This window comes from Saccharicrinis sp. 156 (genome assembly GCF_050589685.1).
Taxonomy (GTDB): Bacteria; Bacteroidota; Bacteroidia; order Bacteroidales; family Marinilabiliaceae; genus Saccharicrinis.
On sequence record NZ_JBNGOS010000017.1, the window covers coordinates 85,970 to 108,422 of the forward strand.

13 protein-coding genes are annotated in these 22,453 nt (G+C 39.8%); 1 reads left to right on the forward strand and 12 read right to left on the reverse strand.

Features of this window, described 5'->3' with window-relative positions:
* Positions 1-87 precede the first annotated feature (87 nt).
* From ACRD64_RS12375 to ACRD64_RS12405, 7 genes are all read right to left on the reverse strand, one after another.
* Positions 88-1,290, reverse strand: coding sequence for a right-handed parallel beta-helix repeat-containing protein (locus ACRD64_RS12375; protein WP_430933685.1), 1,203 nt, complete (start codon positions 1,288-1,290; stop codon positions 88-90).
* Positions 1,291-1,753: 463 nt separating this feature from the next.
* Complete coding sequence (locus tag ACRD64_RS12380; protein ID WP_430933686.1) at positions 1,754-3,628, reverse strand: sulfatase-like hydrolase/transferase; 1,875 nt, start codon at positions 3,626-3,628, stop codon at positions 1,754-1,756.
* A gap of 7 nt (positions 3,629-3,635) precedes the next feature.
* Entirely contained in the window at positions 3,636-5,099 is a 1,464-nt protein-coding gene (locus tag ACRD64_RS12385; RefSeq protein WP_430933687.1) for a sulfatase-like hydrolase/transferase, read from the reverse strand.
* Positions 5,100-5,372: 273 nt separating this feature from the next.
* Entirely contained in the window at positions 5,373-6,626 is a 1,254-nt protein-coding gene (locus tag ACRD64_RS12390) for a glycoside hydrolase family 117 protein (RefSeq protein WP_430933688.1), read from the reverse strand.
* Between the two features lie 19 nt (positions 6,627-6,645).
* The gene (locus ACRD64_RS12395; protein ID WP_430933689.1) at positions 6,646-8,283 is read right to left on the reverse strand and encodes a sulfatase family protein; all 1,638 of its coding nucleotides are present in this window, start codon (positions 8,281-8,283) and stop codon (positions 6,646-6,648) included.
* 48 nt (positions 8,284-8,331) lie between these two features.
* Positions 8,332-10,593, reverse strand: coding sequence for a family 43 glycosylhydrolase (locus ACRD64_RS12400; protein WP_430933690.1), 2,262 nt, complete (start codon positions 10,591-10,593; stop codon positions 8,332-8,334).
* 16 nt (positions 10,594-10,609) lie between these two features.
* On the reverse strand, positions 10,610-12,385 hold the full coding sequence (locus ACRD64_RS12405; RefSeq protein ID WP_430933691.1) for an arylsulfatase: 1,776 nt from the start codon (positions 12,383-12,385) through the stop codon (positions 10,610-10,612).
* Positions 12,386-12,648: 263 nt separating this feature from the next.
* Here ACRD64_RS12405 and ACRD64_RS12410 point away from each other — a divergent pair, with 263 nt between their 5' ends.
* Positions 12,649-14,226 carry a hypothetical protein gene (locus ACRD64_RS12410; RefSeq protein ID WP_430933692.1) on the forward strand — a complete coding sequence of 526 codons (1,578 nt, stop codon included), beginning with the start codon at positions 12,649-12,651 and terminating at the stop codon, positions 14,224-14,226.
* 15 nt (positions 14,227-14,241) lie between these two features.
* Here the strand turns inward: ACRD64_RS12410 and ACRD64_RS12415 are convergent, their stop codons facing one another.
* From ACRD64_RS12415 to ACRD64_RS12435, 5 genes are all read right to left on the reverse strand, one after another.
* Entirely contained in the window at positions 14,242-15,762 is a 1,521-nt protein-coding gene (locus ACRD64_RS12415; RefSeq protein ID WP_430933693.1) for an alpha-L-fucosidase, read from the reverse strand.
* A 305-nt stretch (positions 15,763-16,067) separates the two neighbouring features.
* The gene (locus ACRD64_RS12420) at positions 16,068-17,423 is read right to left on the reverse strand and encodes a family 43 glycosylhydrolase (protein WP_430933694.1); all 1,356 of its coding nucleotides are present in this window, start codon (positions 17,421-17,423) and stop codon (positions 16,068-16,070) included.
* Between the two features lie 22 nt (positions 17,424-17,445).
* Positions 17,446-18,300, reverse strand: coding sequence for a hypothetical protein (locus ACRD64_RS12425; protein WP_430933695.1), 855 nt, complete (start codon positions 18,298-18,300; stop codon positions 17,446-17,448).
* 8 nt (positions 18,301-18,308) lie between these two features.
* Complete coding sequence (locus ACRD64_RS12430) at positions 18,309-19,817, reverse strand: alpha-L-fucosidase (protein WP_430933696.1); 1,509 nt, start codon at positions 19,815-19,817, stop codon at positions 18,309-18,311.
* A 60-nt stretch (positions 19,818-19,877) separates the two neighbouring features.
* Positions 19,878-22,442: a glycosyl hydrolase 2 galactose-binding domain-containing protein gene (locus ACRD64_RS12435; protein WP_430933697.1), complete on the reverse strand. Its 2,565-nt coding sequence runs from the start codon at positions 22,440-22,442 to the stop codon at positions 19,878-19,880.
* Between the last annotated feature and the right edge of the window lie 11 nt (positions 22,443-22,453).

Sequence of the window (22,453 nt, forward strand, 5' to 3'; positions counted from 1 at the left end):
ATACTGACCTCACATTCCTTTGAATACGAACAATAAGAGGTTAACCCAAATTTGGCTAACCTCTTATGTTGTTTCCTAAATATGATATTATTTCACCATCCTAAAGCTACCCTCAACCTCCTCAATTACTGGTTTTACATAGGCATTGTCCTTAATAATTGAGTTTTCATTTCCTCCACGGTCGCTTACACCTTCTTTGCTGGAACTATGGTACATGGCATTTTGCGATATCACACAACCATTTAGGTTTTTGGCAATGATACCATAAAAAGGATAAGGGTACTCAAACTTGTATTCTTTACGGTTATACCAGCCCCATATGGTATTTCCGGTTACAGAGGCACCATTAATGTTTTCGAGCCATATTTGGGAACAATGATCATCTTTGGCATCCACTCCGTTACTTCGAAGGAGATTACCACTTACAGCATGGGCTGTTCCATTACTTATTTTAATGCCTGGTCCAAAATTATGATCTATGGCACAACCTGTTATTTGCATGGAGTTGGAACCGTTTAAATACACACCTCCGCTTTTATTCCACTCAATACGGTTGGCCGTAACCATTACCGATGCCGTTCCAAAGAACTTTAAATCTTTAATCTCCTCTTTTGTCATTCCTTCGGCAGGAGTACCACGGGCAAACAGTCCAAACCCCTTATTAGCTGTCAACTGGTTATCGATTACCCAGCCATCATAACCTCCTGTCAAATCGATGCCATGCTCCCCGTTAAACATCAGTAAACAACGACGCACACCAAATACCCATGAACGCTCTAACCGAATACCTGAACCACTAAAATGTTGTATACGGCAATCTTCGATACAATTGTTTTGTTCACATTCGGAATGACGTGCATAGACCCCGTGCATCCCATCGCCCAGTTTTTTCCCATCAAGGGTTAGTCCAAAAACTCGGATTCCCCGGTTGCTTCCTAAATCAAGCAAAGCCCTGGCATCGCCCGACAGCGCCGTTAAAATGGTTTTCCCAATATAATCCGGGTCTCTTTTATCCTTATTGGCATAACTCCAGGCTGAATACCCAAGCAAGGTAATATGACCAGGAACCGTTACCGGATGTATGCCGTAATTACCCTGTGGAAAGTAAACTGTTCCTTCCGATTTTGTGGCTGCTTCCATAGCCATAAGCAAAGCAGGCGTATCATCTGTTTTCCCATCTCCTTTGGCACCAAAATCTTTGATGTTGAGGAAGGGTGATTGTTGGGCATAAGTTAGCATTGTGAAACCGCACAGCAATACGGCAACTATAAATGTGGTTTTAATTTTCATGATTTGTATTGATTTATTGTGAATGTAGGATGTTTGTCTTTTTTCCGATGCTAAGCTCCCTTGCATATTTCAACAATTTGTAATGCGTCGTTTTTTTTATGCCACTACACCAAGGGCTGCGCTACATTTTATCCCTTTGGGTAGACAGTGCAAAAACGAACAAAAAGCTTTTGCAATTGAGAACCTTCTTTTGCCTTACCAGACAGGTTTTCTTTTTCTTTAAGATTATTGCTTCGTTTGGATGAATTATTTCATTCATTTTGCACAACCTACCCTTTGAGGCTCTATATCTATCTTTAGATATACTCGTATTTACAGACTATCTCAAACAGACACTATAATATTACTTACTACTATATAAGGTATAATGTTTGACAATAAATTGTATTAGAATAATACATATGCAAACTTTATAGTCTTTGGTTTCTAATGTCTCGAATGAACACTGATTACCGATTACTGTTTACTGAATCACCGGCACTAACTCTTCCGGAATATCTAACCTTTTGTCATCTGCCCCTCCTGCAAAATTACTGACGGCATAACTGTTAGGCTTGGCCCAATCTACCTCAACACGCCCATCACCCAATACAATATTACCAAGTTTTTTACGGAACCAATCTGCCAACACAATATAATCCTTATGGTTAGCCAGGTTTACTTTTTCCAACGGATCCACACGTAAATCGTAGAGGGCCATATCTGCTTTAGGACGGTCGCAAGTTAAAGCCCACTGAATATCTTTATTCACATTATCAGCACTGGCAAAGTCCCAACGGTCGCGTGTTCGCATGCTAAAAGCAAAATTTTCGCTTCGCATATAGGCTCTGTGTCCGCATACCACATTTACCTCGCCAATGGCATATTCCCTTTTATTCTTTTCAGGGTTTTCAAGCACTTTAGCCAAATCATAACCATCCAGGTAGTTATATTCCTGGTGCTTAATATTGATACCTGCTGCAGCCAGCATGGTAGGGCTAAAATCTACAAATTCAATAATATCGTGGTTCACGTTGCCAGCCGGAAAAAGTTTTTTATCCGAAGAAACGACAATGGCAGCATCATGTATCGATTGTTTCCAGGGACCAAACTTGGCCATGATACCCTGCTCACCCAAATGCCAGCCATGATCACCAACGGTGAAAATTATCAAATACTCTTGTTTGTTCTTTTTACAATAGTCCTTAAAAGCATCCACTGACTGACCAATTAAAGCGTCTCCATAAGCACAAAATGCATAGTAGTCGCGGATGGCTTGTAATTTTTCCTGATCTGTAAGTTGATCAGCCTTACATTCGTTATACAAAGTAACCAGCTGTGGTGGGAAGTTTGATAGTTGTTTGGTACTGAACTCAGGAATATGGTATTTCTTCTTTTTAAATTTATCACGAAATTCTTTGGGTGGCAGAACCGGTGTATGTGGCCATGTGAAACCAATATTTACCATCAATGGTTTGTTTGAGTTGGCTCCCTGTGCTTTTTTACCCGCTAGTGTTTTAAATCCTCTGTCCTGATTGGACAAATAATTTTTAAACTCCTCTACAACTCTACCATCCAGTGTTTTGTTTGTTGTCTGCGGATTCACTCCGCCTAATATCAATCCTTGATTAGGGCGTGTATAGGCACGTAAAATATCAAATTCTTTTTCGACCTTAGCTTTTAGCAATTGGTCTTTCTCAGGAATTTCTCCATCCCGCTGTTGCTTTCTGTAACTTACTGATTCCCCATTGGGATAAATAACGGTTTCATCGGAATAAACCACCTCAAAAATACCATCCGGAAATTCATATTTGCCACCACTGGTATATATACCTCCAAATCCCTGTCGTAATAAATCACGGCCAAACTGTATGGTATGGTCATAAAAAGCCTTATCGCCACCTTCGCCTTTTATACCCCATCCTGTTTTACCAAACACCGCAGTTCCGTATCCATTTTCTCTTAATGTTTGAGAAACTGTGGGGCGCACATGATCTGCCTTTTGATGCGATTTAAATTTATAATGTCCGCTTCGAAATGGGTATCGTCCGCTTTGCATTGAAGCTCTTGAAGGCGTGCACATGGGCGAATTACAAAAAGCATTTGTAAACAGGGTTCCTTCACTGGCCAGCTGGTCTGTATGCGGCGAAGAAACGTACCCCAGATAACTTTCGCTTTTACCTGTGGTTGCCCGGTTGTAACACTCCAGTGCGTCTGCCCTGTGATCATCGGTGATAATCCACAGGATGTTGGGCTTTTGCGCTTTGAGCTGACCGGGTAGACAAGTCAGCAAAAGCACAGCAGAGAGCCATGTTATTTTAGGGATGGTGATAAACTTTATGTATCCAGATGTATTCATGTAAATTTTATTTTGGATCTATTACCGGTAACTTAAGCACATCAGGCGACGGAATATCAATAGGTCGTCTGAATGGATTTCTATAAGCTGGCATTTCATTTCTAAAATCAATAAAGGCCTCAAATATTTCTGTCATCACTTCCGGATTTTCTTTCATGACATTGTTTTTTTCGGCAATATCATTTTCCAAATCAAACAAATAGTGAACACCATCCTCCACTAAAAACTTCCATTTACCCATACGGGCAGCGCCCATGCGGTTGGCATACCAAAACAAAGCTTTATGAGGATCTTCGGTGTAATTGCCTTTCAGGTATGGCATTAAGTTAACACCATCCAATGTTGTATTCTCTGGCAGTTTAACATCAGCTGCAGCACACATGGTTGGGTAAATATCCAGGGTACTCACAGGTTTCTGGTATTCCACCCCCGATTCCAATTGGCTGGGCCAGCTGATGATATAAGGTATGCGGATTCCGGCTTCCCAAAAATTTCCTTTAAATCCGGATAAAGGACCTCTTTGTCCCAACACATGATATGGTGAGTCTTTGGGCCACCATTTAGGAATACTTAGGTGAACGGGATTAGCAGGACCATTATCGCTTAAAAATACCACGATGGTGTTTTCTCTTAATTTTGATTTATCCAGATAATCAAGAATTCGTCCCACATTATCATCAATGGCCAACACCATGGCTGCATATAACTTAGCCGCTTCTGATTGGATATGTGCCACGCGGGGTTTATCTACCTTTTTGGCATGCAGCGGTGTATGCGGAGCATTAAATGCCAGGTAAAAGAAAAACGGGGTCTCCTTATGTTCATCCATGAACTCAATGCACTGGCGTCCGCATCTATCCGTCAGATATTCTTCTCCTTCTCTTTCCGGCCCCCATTGTGTCATGGTCCAGCCTCCTTTGGGTTTTGGGGCTCCGTCAACACCTGCATATTTACCCTTTTCATCGGGGAAATAATGACTGCCGGAGGAAGTGACAGAGAACTGCTGATTAAAGGTTGTCTTTGGAAAATCTTCCATATTAATTTTACCAGCCATGGCAGTTACATAACCTGCATCCGCAAAAGCCTGATCGATATGTTTATGTTTCACAGGCACTACACGTTCACTTTCCCTGTGTTTCATGTTCCAGGTATCGTGGTTCCATTGTATGCCAAAACGCTGCTGATAGGTTCCGGTTAACAAACCATGACGACTGGGAGAACAAACGGGTGCACTTACATAACCATCTGTAAACTTTACCCCTTCCCGGGCCAGCCTGTCGATATTGGGTGTTTGAAACAAGGTTCCTCCATAACAGGAAGGATCACCATATCCCACATCATCAACATTGATAATAATTACATTGGGACGTTTTGCTACTTCGGTTTTCTTTTTAGCAGATAATGAGGATGATAATAGAATACCTCCAATAATAAATAAGCTCCTAAATATGTTTTTTGCTTTGTTCATCATTTAAAATTTTAATTACGCACTAAGTAAATGGTTTGCCACTTATCCATTGGGGGTATTATATATCCAATCATAGGGTAATAACCCTATTTCGGCATAAAATTACAGGCTCATATCTCCTATAAATAAATTCTCAAGGAATATTTGAGCAGGTATAGCAGGTTATGTTTCTAGAATTTGCTTTGTCATTCAATCAACAATCAAATCTGAACTGGATAATTTAAGTCGTACGCTGGTTAATTACAAAAACACATCTCATTCGCTACTATGATAACCTTAGTTTGTCAGCTTATTATTTTCCTGTTCAATTCTTTTTTTCTGTTTATGACTCAATCCCTGACGGAAATATTCTTCTGGGGTATGTTTAACACGATGCTCTTTCATCTCCGGGTCATGAACATCCAGGCTTAAATCGCAATCGAATCGGATCAACATGGAGTGAAACTTTTCTTTACCTCCTAAATTGATAAAGTGTGCTGTTCCCCAGGTAATTCCCCGGCCGTCTTTGGTATCGGTAAAAGCATCTGGCACATAGGGAGCCGCTGCGTAAGGCATTAACTCTGTGATGGAAGCAATTTCAAAGTTCACCCAGTCTTTGGCATACTGAATCGTATTGTGCTCAGGGCCATCTTTATAAACCAAGGCCGCCACCCCTTCTTTAAACGGGAAAAGCGAGGTTTCATGCCCTGATGTGATAAGCGGATTTAAAGGATGTTTTGTAAATGGTCCCAAAGGGTTGTCGGCAGTAGCTAATCCTTGCATACGCACCAAGTGTGGCTTACCGTTAAAATCAGACTTATAATAGATATATATTTTACCATTGTGCACCAATGGATATGGATCATGGATAGAGTATTGATCCCATTCCCCTTCTCCTCCATTCGGTATCACTATTTTATTGTATGGCGTCCATGGTCCATCCGGCGAATCAGCATATGATACTGCCACGGGACAGTCATCTCCACGCTTACCACTGGCCTCCATAAATCCTTGATAATACAAATAATATTTGCCCTTCCATTCCAGGATATCCGTAGTTGTTACGGCACGCCAGCCTACCAATGGTTTCTCTGGTCGTTTAATGGCCACGCCTTGTTCTTCCCAGGTAAATCCATCCGTAGATGTAGCATACCAAATCTCAGCTAAATCCCAATCTGCTGACGGAATCGTATCGTTACACTTAGCAGCTCCCTGCGGTGGGGTTGGTGTATGACGGTGGGTATACCAAATATAATATTTGCCATTATGCAAGAGTACCTTAGAAGGATCTCTGCGTGATATCGTTCCATCATGATCGTTATAATCAAAGCCTTTCAGCTCCGTATATTTAAACTGAGAAAACAACTCGTTTTCATGAGGTTGCGGCGAAGAATAATCGGTATAAATACGCTCCATAGCTGCACTCATTTCCCGATCCGGTTTTTCCAGCGGAAGTTTAAAGGGAAAACCACTTTGTTCTTTAGTTGGTTGTTGTTTCGGTGCACACGAAAACAATACTCCTGCTAAAATAATAATGATTAAATTTTTCATTTCTTATTGGTAATATTTATTAATTCCAATGTTTCTTAATGACTTCCTGAATCTCAGGATAGTTTTTATCGTCTTCATTTAATGATTTTCTCAAATCCTGTAACTCATTTTTCAGATCAGCAATAACATCCTTATAGGCCGGATCATCATACCGATTGTCCATTTCATTGGGATCAGTGGTTAAATCGTAAAATTCCCAGGCGGGAATAGTTTTAAAATCCGACATCGATTCAGGATTATGGGCCCATTCCTGGGCTTTTGTATTCCGATCCATATAATCCTTGCCATAAAAAAAGATCAACTTGTGCTTTTTTGTACGAATGCCAAAATGAGCCGGATTGTTATGCTTATGTGCCATATGCATCCAGTAACGGTAATAGGTGGCTTGCTTCCATCCATCAGGTTCCCGGCCCGTTTCTAAAATCGTTTTAAAACTGTTCCCCTGCATATAATCCGGTGCAGTGCCACCGGCTAATTCTATCATCGTTGGCGCAAAGTCGGTGTTATTAACAATGGCATCGGTGCTTGATCCGGCCTTTATTGATTTTGGGTATCTCACCAAAAACGGCATACGCATCGATTCTTCATACATCCATCTTTTGTCAATGTAATCATGCTCTCCCAACATAAAACCCTGATCGCCTGTATAAATAATGATCGTATTATCCATCAGGTCTTCCGCTTCCAAATAATCAAACAGTCGTTTCACATTATCATCAACCCCCTTTACACAGCGCAGATAGCGCTTTAAGTATTCCTGATAGGCCAGGTGCTGGTATTCGGGATCGGGAATGTTTGGATCAATATCCATGTGCATACCCATATTACGAATGACATTACGATGACCAATTGAAGAACCAATAGTATCTGTCCATTGATTGTTTAAACCCCGGGTTGCTACCGAACCGTTGTTTTTATTATCCTTCATACTCGCCGGTTCCGGAATCTCCACATCGCTTAAATAAGACTCATAACGTTTTGCATATTCAAAAAAATCGTGAGGCGCTTTAAATTGATGCATGACAAAAAAGGGCTTCGATGGATCTCTTTTGTTCTTTAACCAATCTAATGTTATATCCGTAATCACATCCGATGAATGGCCCTTGTATTGAGTGGCATATACCTCTCTTACCAAATCCTCTTCAAAACGTATGGAGGTTAAACTATCCCCTGACTTAGCATATAAGGTTGGGTTATGATAATCGCCTTGTCCCGGCAATACATTATAATAATCAAAACCTTCCGGCGCTTCTTTTAAGTGCCATTTACCAACCATGGCCGTTTCATAACCCAGCTTTTTAATCTCTTTGGGTAAATATTGTTTTTCTTTGCCAATTCTACCGCTTAAATCCAGCACTCCATTGGTCTGCCCATATTGCCCGGTTATGATTGAGGCTCTCGACGGGGTACAAATGGAATTGGTGCAAAAGGCATTTTCAAATAACATACCTTCTTTGGCTATCCGATCAATTGCAGGTGTTGGATTCAAAGATGCTAAACGCATTTTGTAAGCCCCAATGGCTTGCGCACAATGGTCATCAGACATGATGTAAAGTATGTTAGGCTTCTGTACATCCGGCTCCCCTTTTTTATCTGAACAAGATACCAGACTCGCTACACCTATAGCGCATAATACATATTGAATCAAATTTTTCATCCTCATTTCGTTTTAACTTTACATGTTACAAATCACTTTCACCAATCCTTATTCAACGATAAGCTCATCAATTTCCCAGGTTCCATTGTAGGTATTAGCAGCGGGTTGAATAGCAATCTGCATCAACTTTTCGTTGACTTCTTTAAATTTCGACAGCTGAATGGTATAGGTTTTAAACTCAGTATCATTTGAAGATATTGGCAACGTGATCCAATCTTGCTTATCCCACTCCACAGGTTCCGTGCATTCCTTCCAAAAATCACCATCCATATCTCTCGAAAAAATGGCTATCCGTAACAGACCTGCATGACTTCCGTTTCTTATTTTTATTTTAATTTTAGAACAACCTTCGGTATCTGTAAATAACCATGGTGCACTTTGAATTAAAGCTTTTGGTTCGTTGATCTTACCCGATAACACACCGTCATTCATATATATATTTGAACCGCGTAAGGCTTTCCACCCCATGGTACTGTTATCAAAACGGAAAGGACGCCCCGGACCAGGATACCAACTGTCGCTTTTAGGAATCCGAACCGTTCCGTCTTCATTAAAAAATACGGGTTTTAAACTGGCTCCCCGATAAAAAGCGCATATATCATGATTTTCCTGCAATACATATTTCTGACCGTGCCAGTCAAAAAAGCTGGTGTGACCTCCATCTAAGAAAGCACCTTCAAAAGTATAAGGTCCATATAAATTATCAGACATGGCATAACGAGAACCAAATACCAGATAATACTTTTCATTTCTCTTGAAAAGCGTTGGTTTGTCTTCCGTTCTGTATGGCTTACCCTCTTTATCCTTGATAAGAATTTGTTGCGGTTCCGTTTCCAGACTTTTCATATCCTCCGATAGCGTAGATATATAATATTTACCAACACCAAAAATAATATGGTATTGTCCATCTTCAGCTTCGTATATTTCCGGATCGTACGGATGTTCCGGAACAATATCCTTCGGAAGTAAAGGTTTACCCAACAAGTCTTTATAATTTCCATTAATTTGATCGGCAACAACTACTCCGGTGTTTATATTTCTGTTGGAGAAAAACCAATAGTATTTACCATTACGTTTGGTTATATCTCCAGCCCAACAATTGGGTTTATCACCTATGTAGGTATTTTTAGGTAAAATACTATTGTGATATTTATAGGTGCGTAAATCGGTGGAAGACCATATTTCCCATCTATCCATTGGGAATGAACCTTTAGGCTCCCAGCTTTGATCATGACCACAAATAAACCACAATGTATCATTCTCTACCCAGGCATGCGGATCAGCCATACCATGCTCAGGAACAATGATATCCACTTTTATGGCATTGGGATCGTATCCTGCGGCGGCATTGGATCGACGTAATAACTCATCTCTCATATCTCTGGCATGAAGGGCAAAAGCCTCTTCATTACGTTTTTCTACTTCGGGATAGTTTAAACCATTATCCGCTATAGCGTTTAGCGAAACACCATAGTTACCCAGCAAAGCCCAATAGGTAGCGCAGTCTGAATCATCTACTCTATTTTTGTTAAACTTACCATCTCTGAATATTTTGCCCAGATTACTCTCATAAAACTGATCGTAATAAGCTTTTCCCTTTTGTCCTCCTTCCACAATTCCATATTGTCCGATTCCGCCACATTCGTAAAATTTAAACAGTCCATTCAAAGCCATCTTTTTCATATAATCACACGCCATTGGATCCCCAAAACAATTGTGGGTATGTTCAGGATTTTTTTCTGTTCCTACATGAAAATTCGAACTTGTCCAGTGACTGATAAACCGTGCTCTACTCAGTAAATCGGTTCGCTGTTGTTTTAAACAGTAACTAACTAAAATAGCTTGCTCCGTTAACGGCCCATAACATAGAATATTTAAGATTCCTTTTGTTTTTTCCAACTCCTTATAAAGTGCCAGAATACTTGGGTACTTTTTTAAATCATATGATTTGTCCCACTTAAAATTTACGCCCTGTCCTTTCACTGAGGATTCCATAAAACGCAATTGTTTTTGAAATCCACCAATGTATTTATTTAGGTTAATAAGATCAGCTGCATAAGCTTTGCCATAGGTATCCATAGCCCATTGGCCCTGATCGGCTGTGTTTTTATTCCAGGGATGAACTGTACTGCCCATCACAATGGCTTTGGTATCGAACATATTCGACATCAACAGATAACTGGCTACTGCCGATATATCATCGGGATCATTGATTTTATCTCCTCCGTCGCTGATTAACCATACAGCCGGTTTCTGGGCCGTAACCGAAAACGAGACACTCAACAACAATATAAATAGTAAATTTTTCATAGTAGATATTAAATCTTTATTCTTTTCCTACTGGTTTTATGTAGGTATAATAAACACCGTATTTTTCCCGGCCTTCAATAAAATCGTTCACCAACAAAGTTTTGCCTTTGGGCAGGTATAATTTAAAAACAACCGCCTCTTCATCGCCAACTATTTCTTTTTCATGAATTTGATTCGCCAGCTGAATTCGTACTTTTTGCGGTTTAATGGTTTTGTAAGTGTAAAAATCCTTGGGATTTTTTGAAGGAATACCCCAAATCGGTCCCGGACATTCTTTAGGCCAGCGTCTGCATTCAATGATATACAAACCGGCTTTTTCAACTTCAATAGAATGTTTGTTATTACTATTCTTCATACCGGCTGCCACCTGTTCTGCCTTCCATATTCCGCGCCCTTCGCCAATGGCATGTTGTATGGTTAAGGTAATCTCCTTTTGAATATCATTACCCACAATACTAACCGGAAGCTCATGATAGACAGGATTCGTTTTTACCAATCTCAAGAAAGCAGCATTATTTTTAAGCATTTCTTCTTTAATATCCGGATGCTGTGCAGATAGATCAAGGCGCTGTTCCCTGTCTTGTTCGATATTGTACAATCCTTTTCCATCCACCAAACGCCATTCATCCTTAATGATACACGTTTTATCCACATCAGTAGGTGGCCGCCAATCCTGACGATTATGCACAAAAATGGTCCTATCTTTTAACTTCGCCTTTTTATCCGTCAGTAAAGGAGAAAAATCAATACCATCAAGTTTCTTAGCTTGAGGAATTTCCAGTTTACACAGGGCTGCCAGTGTTGGAATTAAATCGACATGAGCCGTTTCTTCATCAATATCCTTACCTCCCTTGATCTTTCCATCCTTCCATCTAATAAAAAACGGAACCCTGTGGCTGCCTTCCTGTTTTCCACCTTTCCGACCTCTAAAACCATGATTCCATCCAAGTTTTCCATCCGCACTTACCCCATAATGAGTACCATTGTCGGTCATAAATATCAGAATGGTATTATCCGCTATTTTTTTCTTTTTTAGATATTTCTCCAACTTCCCAAAATTCTCATCGATATTAGAAATCATACCATAAAACTCGGCACTCATTATTTTTTCACCTACCAAGGACTTATAAGGTTCTGCATATTTCTCAGCCACATAATGCGGACCATGAGGGGCATTGGTTGGTAAATAAATAAAGAACGGTTTATCATGATGGTTATCCATGAATTTTATGGCTTCGTTGAACCATACATCCGTGCAGTAACCTTCAAACTGTTTTGGTGTATTGTTCACAAAATACACATCATCAAAATAGGTATTTCCCCAATAGTCAGAAAGCTCACCTACACCACCCGCTTTATGCTGAATAGCGACATCAAAACCACAATCGGTGGGTCGCACCGGATAATTATCTCCAAGATGCCATTTCCCAAACATGGCTGTGGTGTAGTTATTGGCTTTAAATATATCAGCCATGGTCATGGCATTTCCGGATAAGGCATCGCGTCCTTTATAAGTGGCCCATGCACCATTATTAATAGGATAAAGCCCGGTCATGATAGCACCGCGTGAAGGAGTACAAACCGAGCTTACATGAAAGTCGGTCATACGAACTGCGTTATTGTAAAATGAATCAAGATTGGGTGTTTTAAGCCAGGGGTTTCCATGACAACCCAAATCTCCTATTCCCTGATCATCGGTAAGTATTAAAATAACATTCGGCTTGTTGATTGTTTTCTGAGCACTTAGAGCAGAACATATTAAAACTAAAAGTATGGATAATTTAAATCGCATAAACTAACGTTTTTATGATTTCCCAACAGCATTAAACACGCTGTAGATCAATCTCTAATTAACTATTCAAAAATACTTCAATAGGATGACAAGAACGATCTAAATCAATATACAAATTCTATACAGTACTATTTTTTATTATACTATTTAAATGAACATGCGTAATTTTAAATATCTTTATAAACTGAACAGAACAACTCAATACAATGCTATATTTCAATCACTTAAACTTTAAAATAAAATTATTTTACCCCCTAATTATTTTGATATTAGCCCCTATATCAGGTTTTAAAACTATACAAGACAAACCTGACGTATATACACAAGGCAAAAAAACGGAGACACATAATAACCTGGAAGATACGAGCGAAACAAAACTCTTATTAAAGACTCAAAAAAGACTATTAAGAAATAATGGAGATACGATCAAGATCATTAATACGCTCATTTCCCAATCCGACAAAAACAAAAACATTGGAAAATATAGTCTTTCCTTTGATTTTTTATGGGAAGCATTATATCTTTCAAAGGAAGGAAGCTATCTGACCGAGGAAACAAAAATACATAGACGACTGGGTAAACTATATGAGTTTTACAATTTGGATGATGCAGCATTGCAGCACCTGGAGCAGTCTTTACTTATAGCTCAAAAAACACCCAAGGATAATCCTGAGTATGCATCTAATTTAATAGCCAGCTACATGAATATGGCTATACGTCAACGAAATTTGGGCAATTACACCAGAGCATTACACTACATTGATTCCTGTTTTATCATCGAAAATCAGTATAAAAACCAGGATATATCCTTTCCATTTTTAGATGCTGAACGAGGAAAAGTTCTCTCCCAGCTGGGACAATTTGAAGAAGCCAAGCAGCACCTATATAAGGCCCAAAAAGAAACCGAAGGAAAAAAAATATCTTACAGAGCAAACATATACTCTTATCTGGGGGATATTCATCACAGCATGAATCATATTGACAGTGCCATATATTACTACCGACAATGCCATAAATATATTCATAAAAACAACTCTAATTATTACTTGTTACCAGATGCGTTATTAAAGCTTTCTGAAATCTATAAAAAGCAAAACCGGCAAACTATCGCTTATAAATTCCTGCACCAGTCTCAAGCAACCAGAGACAGCTTGATTCAACTTCAGCTTAGCGCCAACAGTGAGCTTTTTGAAATTAAGGATTCTTACCTTAATTCTTTAAAAGAAAAAGATATTTACATCTCTTTGCAGGAAAAGGAAATAAAATATCAGGAACAGGTTAAAAACAGGCTTATCATCATTTTGGCCTTGGCTTTATTACTTGGAGGTACTGCCGTGTTAGTGATCCGTATGCGACTAAAACTTAACAGAACACTTCTTGAAAAGAAGAACAATGAACTAGAATCAAAACTAACGGAAGAAAAGATAAAGGGAGAGATGGAGGTAAAAAGCAAGGAACTTACCTCCTATGCGCTACAGATGATAGACAAAGACACTGCCATTGATGAATTATTAGAGGCCATAAAAAATGATGCGCCCGGAAGTTACAAACCCTTGCAAGCCAAATATCAGAAAGGATCCAAAGACCTGTGGGATGAATTTAATCTGCGCTTTACTGAGGTGAACACAGCCTTTTACAGCCGACTGAATGCAAAATTCCCCAACCTTAGTTCTACAGAACAGAAACACTGTGCCCTTATTAAACTCAATTTCGGCACAAAAGAAATGGCGCGAATATTAAATATCGCGCCACATAGTGTTCATATTTCCCGTTCCCGTATTCGTAAAAAAATGAGCCTCGAGCGTTCTGAAAACCTGGAAAAACATATAGCTAATTTATAACAGGCAATTTTTCATTTACTCCAGCTCCAATTTAAGAACCGTGGCAATTTCGTTGTATTCAACTTTGGGCATGTTGATTAACAATGTTTGTGGTGTAAGTTTCCACTCTACTTTTGCATCCGATCCCATAAGCGTTATATTTTTAATGGGGGAAGGTGGTTGGTTACGGTGAAAACCTCCAATAGCTCTCATCTTAATGGCTTTTCCACCTTTAGGTACGCCTAAAAAGAATACGTACATCGACTTTTTATCTTTGGCAACAGTGTAACGAACATCATTTGCTGTGTATTTAATTTTAGCCGACTGACCATCATGAGAAGCGTCTGAAGCATTGGCAGTACCATAACCAAAAATATGAAACGGACGTGTACCATAAACGGCTTCACCATGCACTTCCATCCAAGCGCCAATATCTTTTAAAATATCACGCTGCTCCTGGTTAATAACACCATCAGCACGCGGAGACACATTCAATAATACGGTTCCGTTTTTACTCCATACATCAATCATATTACGAACCACCAAAGCCGCATCTTTATACTTTTCTCCTTCAACATACATCCAACGGCTTTCTCCCAATGTAATATCCGTCATCCATGGTAAGGGGTAAATGTCTCTGCGTCCACCTTGCTCCATATCATCCACTCCATATTCCCATGGGATATCCTGGTGTTTGCTGCAAACTACCACTTCCTGCTTGTTTTTTAGCCCACTGTTGAAATGATAAGCCACCATTTCATTTATTTTTTGTTCCGGAATCATATTCAACCACGAGTCGTACCAAAGAATATCCGGCTGGTATCGATCAACCACTTCCTCAACCTGATCGAGCCAGTACTGGTTAAAATCATCTATATTTTCCCAATTCCCGAACAGCTTACGAAGTTTAGGATCGGTAGTTGCCGTAGGCAATTCAGGGTGATATGGATAATGACTGTTAAAACCATTTTTACCCCAATACTCCGGGGTATTTTTATTACGCTGACCATTACGGGCATGGTGTAAGGTAGCTATGGTTTTGATATTTCTTTTACGAAGCGCTTTAAACATCTCGCCTGTAATATCACGCTTCGGCCCCATATCAACTGAATTCCAAGGATTAACTTTACTATCCCACATGGCAAAACCATCATGATGTTGTGCTACCGGACCAGCAAATTTTGCTCCTGTCATCTGAAACAAATCTGCCCAGTTCTCTGCATCAAAATGCTCTGCTGTAAACATGGGGATAAAATCTTCATATCCAAACTCTTCTATTGGACCGAAATTCTTTTCATGAAATTCGTTTACCCGATTGCCTTTTAAGTACATATTGGCAGGGTACCAGGCCGAACCATAAGCAGGCACACTATATGGCCCCCAATGGAAGTACATACCCAGTTTGGCATCCTGAAACCACTCGGGCGCAGCTTCGTGCTGGCTTAAGGATTCGAAGTTAGGTTCGTATTTAGTTTGTTTTTTCTCTTCATTTACCTCTGTGCAACTTGATATGGCAAGTATGGAAAATGCTAAGAGTATGTTATTTAATATTTTCATTTTTATTCTATTTATTAATCAGTTATAAAGTTGAAAGGTATTGGGTTTAAAGTTTGGGATAACATTTTCCCTGCCTGTTGGCAAACAGGCGATGCAAATTTTCTTAGTGCTTTTTATACAATTTGTGATGTATCGGTTTCAATTATTAACTGCACCCAGGACTTCACTGCGCTACACCCTAGGCTATTACATATCACGCTTACAGGGCTTGATTTATATACGTAATTTTTTTCCATCTCCATTTTCCTTCTTCCTTTCACCATATTCCTTTTTTAAGCCATGTAAATCAACTGCCAACTGAGTACTTATTTTTTCTCTTTTGTGTCAAATCTTTGAATATAGTTATATCCTGTTCTCCAATGATCACCACCATATTTGTGACACAAGCCCCAGCGTATTCCTCTGGTTGGGCTTTTGTCATGTTCCTCTGTTCGGTAAATTCCAAAAGCTTTTGGTGTTTTACCAATGGTTCCCATTACTTCAAAATTTATCCCATCCGGCGACCATTGAATGGTGTGTCTTTCGGGGCCATCATCGGTGTGAATTAGGGCAATCCCACCCTTGTAAGGCCAAACACAAACTTCGTGTCCGCTATTTGTTACAGGGTTATGTACCGATTTTATGTACGGACCTGTTGGATTATCGGCAATGGCAACACCCCACTTAATTTCTCTTTGTCCATGCATTTTTTCTTCGCCCATTCTTTCACCTTTATAATACAAATAGAACTTATTATTGTAATATAACAGACAAGGGTCGTGCACTTTGTGGCTGTCAAAATCACCTTTTTTCAATACCTCATCTTCATGGCCTTCGCCCCACTCGCCGTTGTTGGTTGGGCGTAAAATGGGTTCAGATAGTTTTTTCCAGGGCCCATCGGGCGAACTTGCCACAGCCATGCCTACGGTATTTTTTACTCTATGCACATAGGGGTTTTGAACACATTGATACACCAAGTAAAACATTCCATCATGAGCCAATATCTCAGGGGTAAAAACCGAGGCATCATCAAACTGTCCATTTTCGCCACGTAATACCGCAGGACCTTGTTCTTTCCACGTGTAGCCATCCTTCGAGGTAGCATACCAAATATCGCACTCATCCCACGGGAAGAATTTTTCCTCGCCATTTGGGCGATACCTTGTACCACGTGTATAATAGTTGTAATACAGCTTTCCAACTTTAATTACTGCACTAGGGTCACGTCGAATCATGGTGGTATCTACCGCAAAATCGCCTTTTAACTGTTCCTGTTCAAATTCAACCTGCCATCCATCATTCTCCTTAAAATCAACTTTGTCGTACGCTTTCTGTGTTTCGATGTACGTGAGCCACCGTGCTGTGGCAGCACTCATCTTACGAGGAGCCAGAAGTATTTCGACCTCTTTGTCTGAAGCTGTTAACTGCTTTTCGCTTACAACAAACAATGGATTATCGAACACCAATCGAATTGAAGTTTCGTTTTTCAGTTCTATCGAAAACCTTCCATCAATATCCGTTCTTAACTGAATCGTTTTATCCAGGTTTGTGATGAGCACGTTAGGAATTGGGTTCATGGTGTCGGCATGCCTTACCGTTCCCGAAATACTACTTTGTGCTGATACCGAATGTAATATGGCGAAAACACATAGTGAAAGAGAAATAAAAAATTGCTTAGTCATATTCAATACTTTAATAATCTGCTTATTTATTGTTTAACTTATAAACCCTGATGTAATCGATATAAGTTGTTCTATCTTCTTTGCTTGCTGTAGCTACCTTGCTTCCTTTTTCCGGAATTGGATTCCAATCGTACGCTTCAATTGAAAACTGTAAAAACAAGTCATTATCGAATAGAATAGGCGGAGTTAAGGTGTACACATATTCCCCATCCAGGTAAAACATAAGTTCCGTTGCACTTTTCCAATAGAAGCCATAGGTGTAAAAACGCTCCGAATTTTTGGTTGGTGGCGTCATTTTAGCCTGGTCACGTTTCGACTCATTACATTCGGTTTTTCGGTGAATGGCATTGGAGTGCATAATCTGATCCCAATCATAAGCCCATTTATGCGTTTTCTCAGTGAGTTGTCCTACCGATTCAGTAATATCTATTTCTGTTTTATCTCCACAAGTACCTGAATGACACAACCAAAACCCACCACCCATTTCGGTTTTGTTCATCTTCATTCGGTATTCGTAATAATGGCCAATAGAAGATGTAACAAATGAACGTAAGATACCTCCATGATAAAGATAAGTAATGGGTTTTGCATACGAATTATCTATCACAGGTTCGGATAATTTGCCAACTTCAATAGTTAAGTATCCATTACCGATACCGAAACTCCCTTTCTGAAAGAGTGCCGGTGAACGCCCCTTCCAATTCAAATCAGGATGACCGTCAGGACCTAAATTCCATTTCTTTTCATCAATTTCGGAACCGTTAAACTCATCGCTTAAAGCATCTACTTTTTCCCATTTTTTGCCTGGCACTTTAGGCTGAGCAGAAAGTGCAGCACATAGAAACCAAAACAGCGATGCCATTACTAAACCTCTCATATTAAATATTATCTATTGATTTTAAATACAAAAGCATGTTCGCACGGTTTTGTATCAGGAAGCTGAATTTCCAAAGCATTCTTTTTTTGTTCCCAATTTAATTTTCCTTCGTGCCCAATTAACTCCACATCTTTTATCGGGGTATTAAATAGTGTTGCACTTAATGTTTTAATTGGAAGAACACCTGATTCGGGCCATCCCATGGCAATGGCATATAATTGACCATCACGCATTGTAAAACGAATATCCTCATCGCTAAAACCATCAAACTTTTGGTCGGCTAAATGCCCTGTAAGTGTTTCTGTTGGTCCTTCACCATATTTTATCCATGGACGACTTTCGTAAATAGCTTCTCCATTTAACTTTAACCATTTACCCATTTCACGAAGCGCCAGCTTTTGGTCTTCAGGAATACTGCCATCAGGATGAGGAGCAATATTTAGCAATAAACATCCATTTTTACTTACGATATCAACCAGGTCGTCAATTAAGCGGTTGGTTGAATACAATTTAATATCCGTAGCCCAGCTCCATGTTTTCTGCGAAATGGAATTATCGGTTAACCATGGTTCAGGATAAATCTCTGGCATACGCGAGCGCTCTAAATCCACGGTTCCTGTTCCTAAGGGAAAGTCAGGGCGTTTGAAGGTTAAAACAAATTCCTGCTCTTTTTTAGCTGCATTGTTGTATGCATAGGCCATCATTTGGCGACGTACATCTTCCGAAAGAATCTGAATACGGTTATCGAACCAAAGTAAATCAGGATTGTAGTTATCCACTACTTCTTTTACTTTTTCTAACCAAACATGCTCAAACTCTTCGCTTGGCATTGGGTCTACGTTGTAATATCCTTTTGCACCTTTTACTTTCCAGGCCGATTCCGGGAGTTTTTCGCCATAAAGCGAACCTTCTTCGGGATCGTTGTAACAATCCGTACCTTCCATCCAGGTTGGGAACCATCCCCATAACCAGGAATGATGCAGGCTAACGACGTATTTCATTCCACGCTTGCGGATTGCTTTCTCCATTTCGGCCACCACATCACGTTTGGGTCCCATGTCTACCGAGTTCCAAGGATTTATTTCTGAATCCCATAAAGAAAAACCATCAGCGTGCTCCCCTGCCGGACCTGCAAACTGAGCCCCCGCTTCTACAAATAAATCTGCCCACTCTTCGGCATTAAACTTTTCGGCAGTAAACATGGGGATGAAATCCTTGTAGCCAAACTCATCTAATGCGCCATATTCTTTCAAATGGAACTTATGACTACCACTCCAACTTTTGTACATATTGGTTCCGTACCAGTCGGTATGACCAGGACTTTGTGGTACCGAATAAACGCCCCAGTGAGTATAAATACCAAACTTAGCATCCTGAAACCAGGTAGGGCATTCGTATTGTTTTAACGATTCCCAGGTAGGTTCGAAATGTTTGGCTTGTTGAGTTGTTTGGCTTTCTATAGAATTACATGAACTCAATATTAAAGCTGCAGTAACTAAAATAATTAAATCTTTCATTGTGTTTGTATTTTTTTAGATTGAGACAGGGCATGCCCTGTCTCAACGCATGCCCTGTCTTTATCTTGCAAACTCCTTTACAACCGGCATTTCCTCATCTGCCTGTTTTACGCCTCTTGTTCCATTTAATCCCTCAAAGTATCTGAAGTAATTGTGCGGACCGTATTTCTCTTTTTTATCAATAGCCTCTTGTCCAATCTCTCTTAATCGTGGTAAGTCCACCTTCTCATCACCTACCAGTAACAAATAGTCATTTACGGATACTACTTCACCAGATTTGTCACGCATCTCTAATTCAACAAAGAATTTATCGCCCAATTTGCCTGGTACTTTACAGTTAACTGTAGCATATTCTTTAGAGCTGTCTCCATTGATATTTCCAATATTAATAGTTTCTCTACTTACCTCTTTTTTGTTGTTATCAAGGAATACGACATCAACTTTACATGCTTTAAATTCTTTGTAGAAATCGTTAACTACCCATATTTTACCTTCGAACTGTTCACCCGGCAACCATCGACGTCTGTCGTGCTGAAGCGAAACTAATAAAGGCTGGAAAGCATTTTTTACGTAGCTGTACGAAATTTTAGGTTGTTGGTAGTAATCTACAATTCCCCATTTCATATCTGGTGCAAAGGTGATGTAGTGACAAATACAAATGGCACTCGACTTTGGTTTTCTTCTTCGATAGTACTCTAGTCCATACTGAAAAATAACACCCTGCGCGATTTGAGTTGCATCAACAAATTCTTGCATACTACCTGTACATTGAGAACCAACAATTTCAAAGTTAAGCGTTCTGAACGTATCAAAGTCAGTCCAGTGATGTCCCCAACTTGGTCCCGGAGGCCAAAGTTCGTCTTCTGGGATAAACTTTTTAATGCTTTCAACATTAGGACACGATGAGATGGCTAACTCAGCCACAGCAGCATAATCCTGCTTATTAAAGAATTGCTCTGTATTTCTTCTTCCTTCGCTATAAAATAAACCATTGGCGTGAATACTCTCTTTGGGTTTAAACCCTAACTCTTTACCAATATGGTCGCTTAATGGCGAAACAGGCACATAATGCAAGTTGGAGTATGGCTTAACCACCTCACCCAACTCTTTCATTAAATTCAGGTTATGCACGGGATCAGAAGCTGTCATCAATATTTCTTCTCCACCTTCTAAAATCACCATACAAGGGTTATTGCGCAAGTCCTTCACCACAGAGATAGCTTCAGAGAAAATCGCATTTTTAAACTCCTCTGTTTTCGGCAACGACAAACTTGCAATAGGAAGAATATCCTGCCAAACAGTGATACCTTGTCTGTTGCAAAGCTCATAGAAATATGGAATTTCAGTTGGGTGCCATCCGAAGATACGCAAGTTGTTCATATTACCTTCTTTGGCCAATCTGATTAACTCTTCGTACTTTTCGTTAGAAGCACGTCCGAAAAAAATATCTGGTGGTCCACCCCAGGTACCCGAACGCATAAAGTGGCGCTTACCGTTAATCATCACTGTCCATGGATTTTCAACCTCATCTTTGGTATAACCAGGGTTCATCTCCATTTTAATTTCGCGAATACCAAAAAGTTTAGAATCGGTATGAAGTTCTTTATCTTGGCTGCCTTTTAAAGAAACATTCGCTAAATATAAATTCTGGTCTCCTAAATCCCAAGGATACCAAAGTTTAGCATCAGGCACATGAATTTTAGTTTTAATCTCGTTTATACCAGGGGCTAATGTCTGTTTGATGGTAGTGGTGTACGATTTAGATTTGAAGTTTTCACCTTGAACATCAATCTCAATATCCACTGTTTTTTCTGTTTTACCTGGGTTTTCAACTTCAAGTTGGATATCTAAATCGGCGGAGTTCTTTTTCCCCAGCGTAGTTTGAACGTAGATATCATTCACCTTAGCATCTTCGTAAGCTTCCAATCTTACAGGCTTCCAAATTCCCGTAGGAACAAGATCCACCCAATAATCGCCATGCCATGCTGGCTTTCTACCTGCTACCTGGCTATATCTCCTGGGAGCAGGGTGCAGTCGTACTGCTAAAATATTTCTACCACGGCGCTTCTGCTCATAGCTTATGAGGTCAGTAATCTCAAAAGAGAAAGAGGTAAACATACCTTCATGAGAACCTAATAGTTCTCCGTTTAGAAATACATCGCAAGCATAGTCTACCCCGTCAAAAGTTATTTCAACATTTTTGCCTTCCATTTCTTTAGGCACGTTGAAGATCCTTAAGTACCACCATTCATATTCATTAACCCATTTTGCTTTGGTACTGTTTCTCCCGAAGTGCGGGTCATCAATACGACCTATTCGCCAAAGGTCGGAAAATACATCACCCGGAACATGAGCTGGAGCCCAGTTAAGCGCATCTCCCATATGGTCGTAACTAATTTCCGGGAATCCCTCTTCCAATCCTCTTCCTGGAAGCGTTCCCTGAATTTTCCATAAGTGCCCGCTAAGGTCATAGGTTAGTGGATTGGCATTCTGTGCGCCGTAGTCTTGCACATCTTGCCTAAAATAGTCGTTCGCATAATCTTTATCCTTTTGTGCGACTGATAAAGTACACACAGAATACAACAAAGATATTAGCACCAGTATGTTAATATTCTTTTGTTTCATTTTATATAGAT

Excerpts from the sequence above, each read along its gene's own strand:
- ACRD64_RS12375 (WP_430933685.1), bottom strand. The coding sequence starts at position 1,290 with ATGAAAATTAAAACCACATTTATAGTTGCCGTATTGCTGTGCGGTTTC.
- ACRD64_RS12380 (WP_430933686.1), bottom strand. The coding sequence starts at position 3,628 with ATGAATACATCTGGATACATAAAGTTTATCACCATCCCTAAAATAACA.
- ACRD64_RS12385 (WP_430933687.1), bottom strand. The coding sequence starts at position 5,099 with ATGATGAACAAAGCAAAAAACATATTTAGGAGCTTATTTATTATTGGA.
- ACRD64_RS12390 (WP_430933688.1), bottom strand. The coding sequence starts at position 6,626 with ATGAAAAATTTAATCATTATTATTTTAGCAGGAGTATTGTTTTCGTGT.
- ACRD64_RS12395 (WP_430933689.1), bottom strand. The coding sequence starts at position 8,283 with ATGAAAAATTTGATTCAATATGTATTATGCGCTATAGGTGTAGCGAGT.
- ACRD64_RS12400 (WP_430933690.1), bottom strand. The coding sequence starts at position 10,593 with ATGAAAAATTTACTATTTATATTGTTGTTGAGTGTCTCGTTTTCGGTT.
- ACRD64_RS12405 (WP_430933691.1), bottom strand. The coding sequence starts at position 12,385 with ATGCGATTTAAATTATCCATACTTTTAGTTTTAATATGTTCTGCTCTA.
- ACRD64_RS12415 (WP_430933693.1), bottom strand. The coding sequence starts at position 15,762 with ATGAAAATATTAAATAACATACTCTTAGCATTTTCCATACTTGCCATA.
- ACRD64_RS12420 (WP_430933694.1), bottom strand. The coding sequence starts at position 17,423 with ATGACTAAGCAATTTTTTATTTCTCTTTCACTATGTGTTTTCGCCATA.
- ACRD64_RS12425 (WP_430933695.1), bottom strand. The coding sequence starts at position 18,300 with ATGAGAGGTTTAGTAATGGCATCGCTGTTTTGGTTTCTATGTGCTGCA.
- ACRD64_RS12430 (WP_430933696.1), bottom strand. The coding sequence starts at position 19,817 with ATGAAAGATTTAATTATTTTAGTTACTGCAGCTTTAATATTGAGTTCA.
- ACRD64_RS12435 (WP_430933697.1), bottom strand. The coding sequence starts at position 22,442 with ATGAAACAAAAGAATATTAACATACTGGTGCTAATATCTTTGTTGTAT.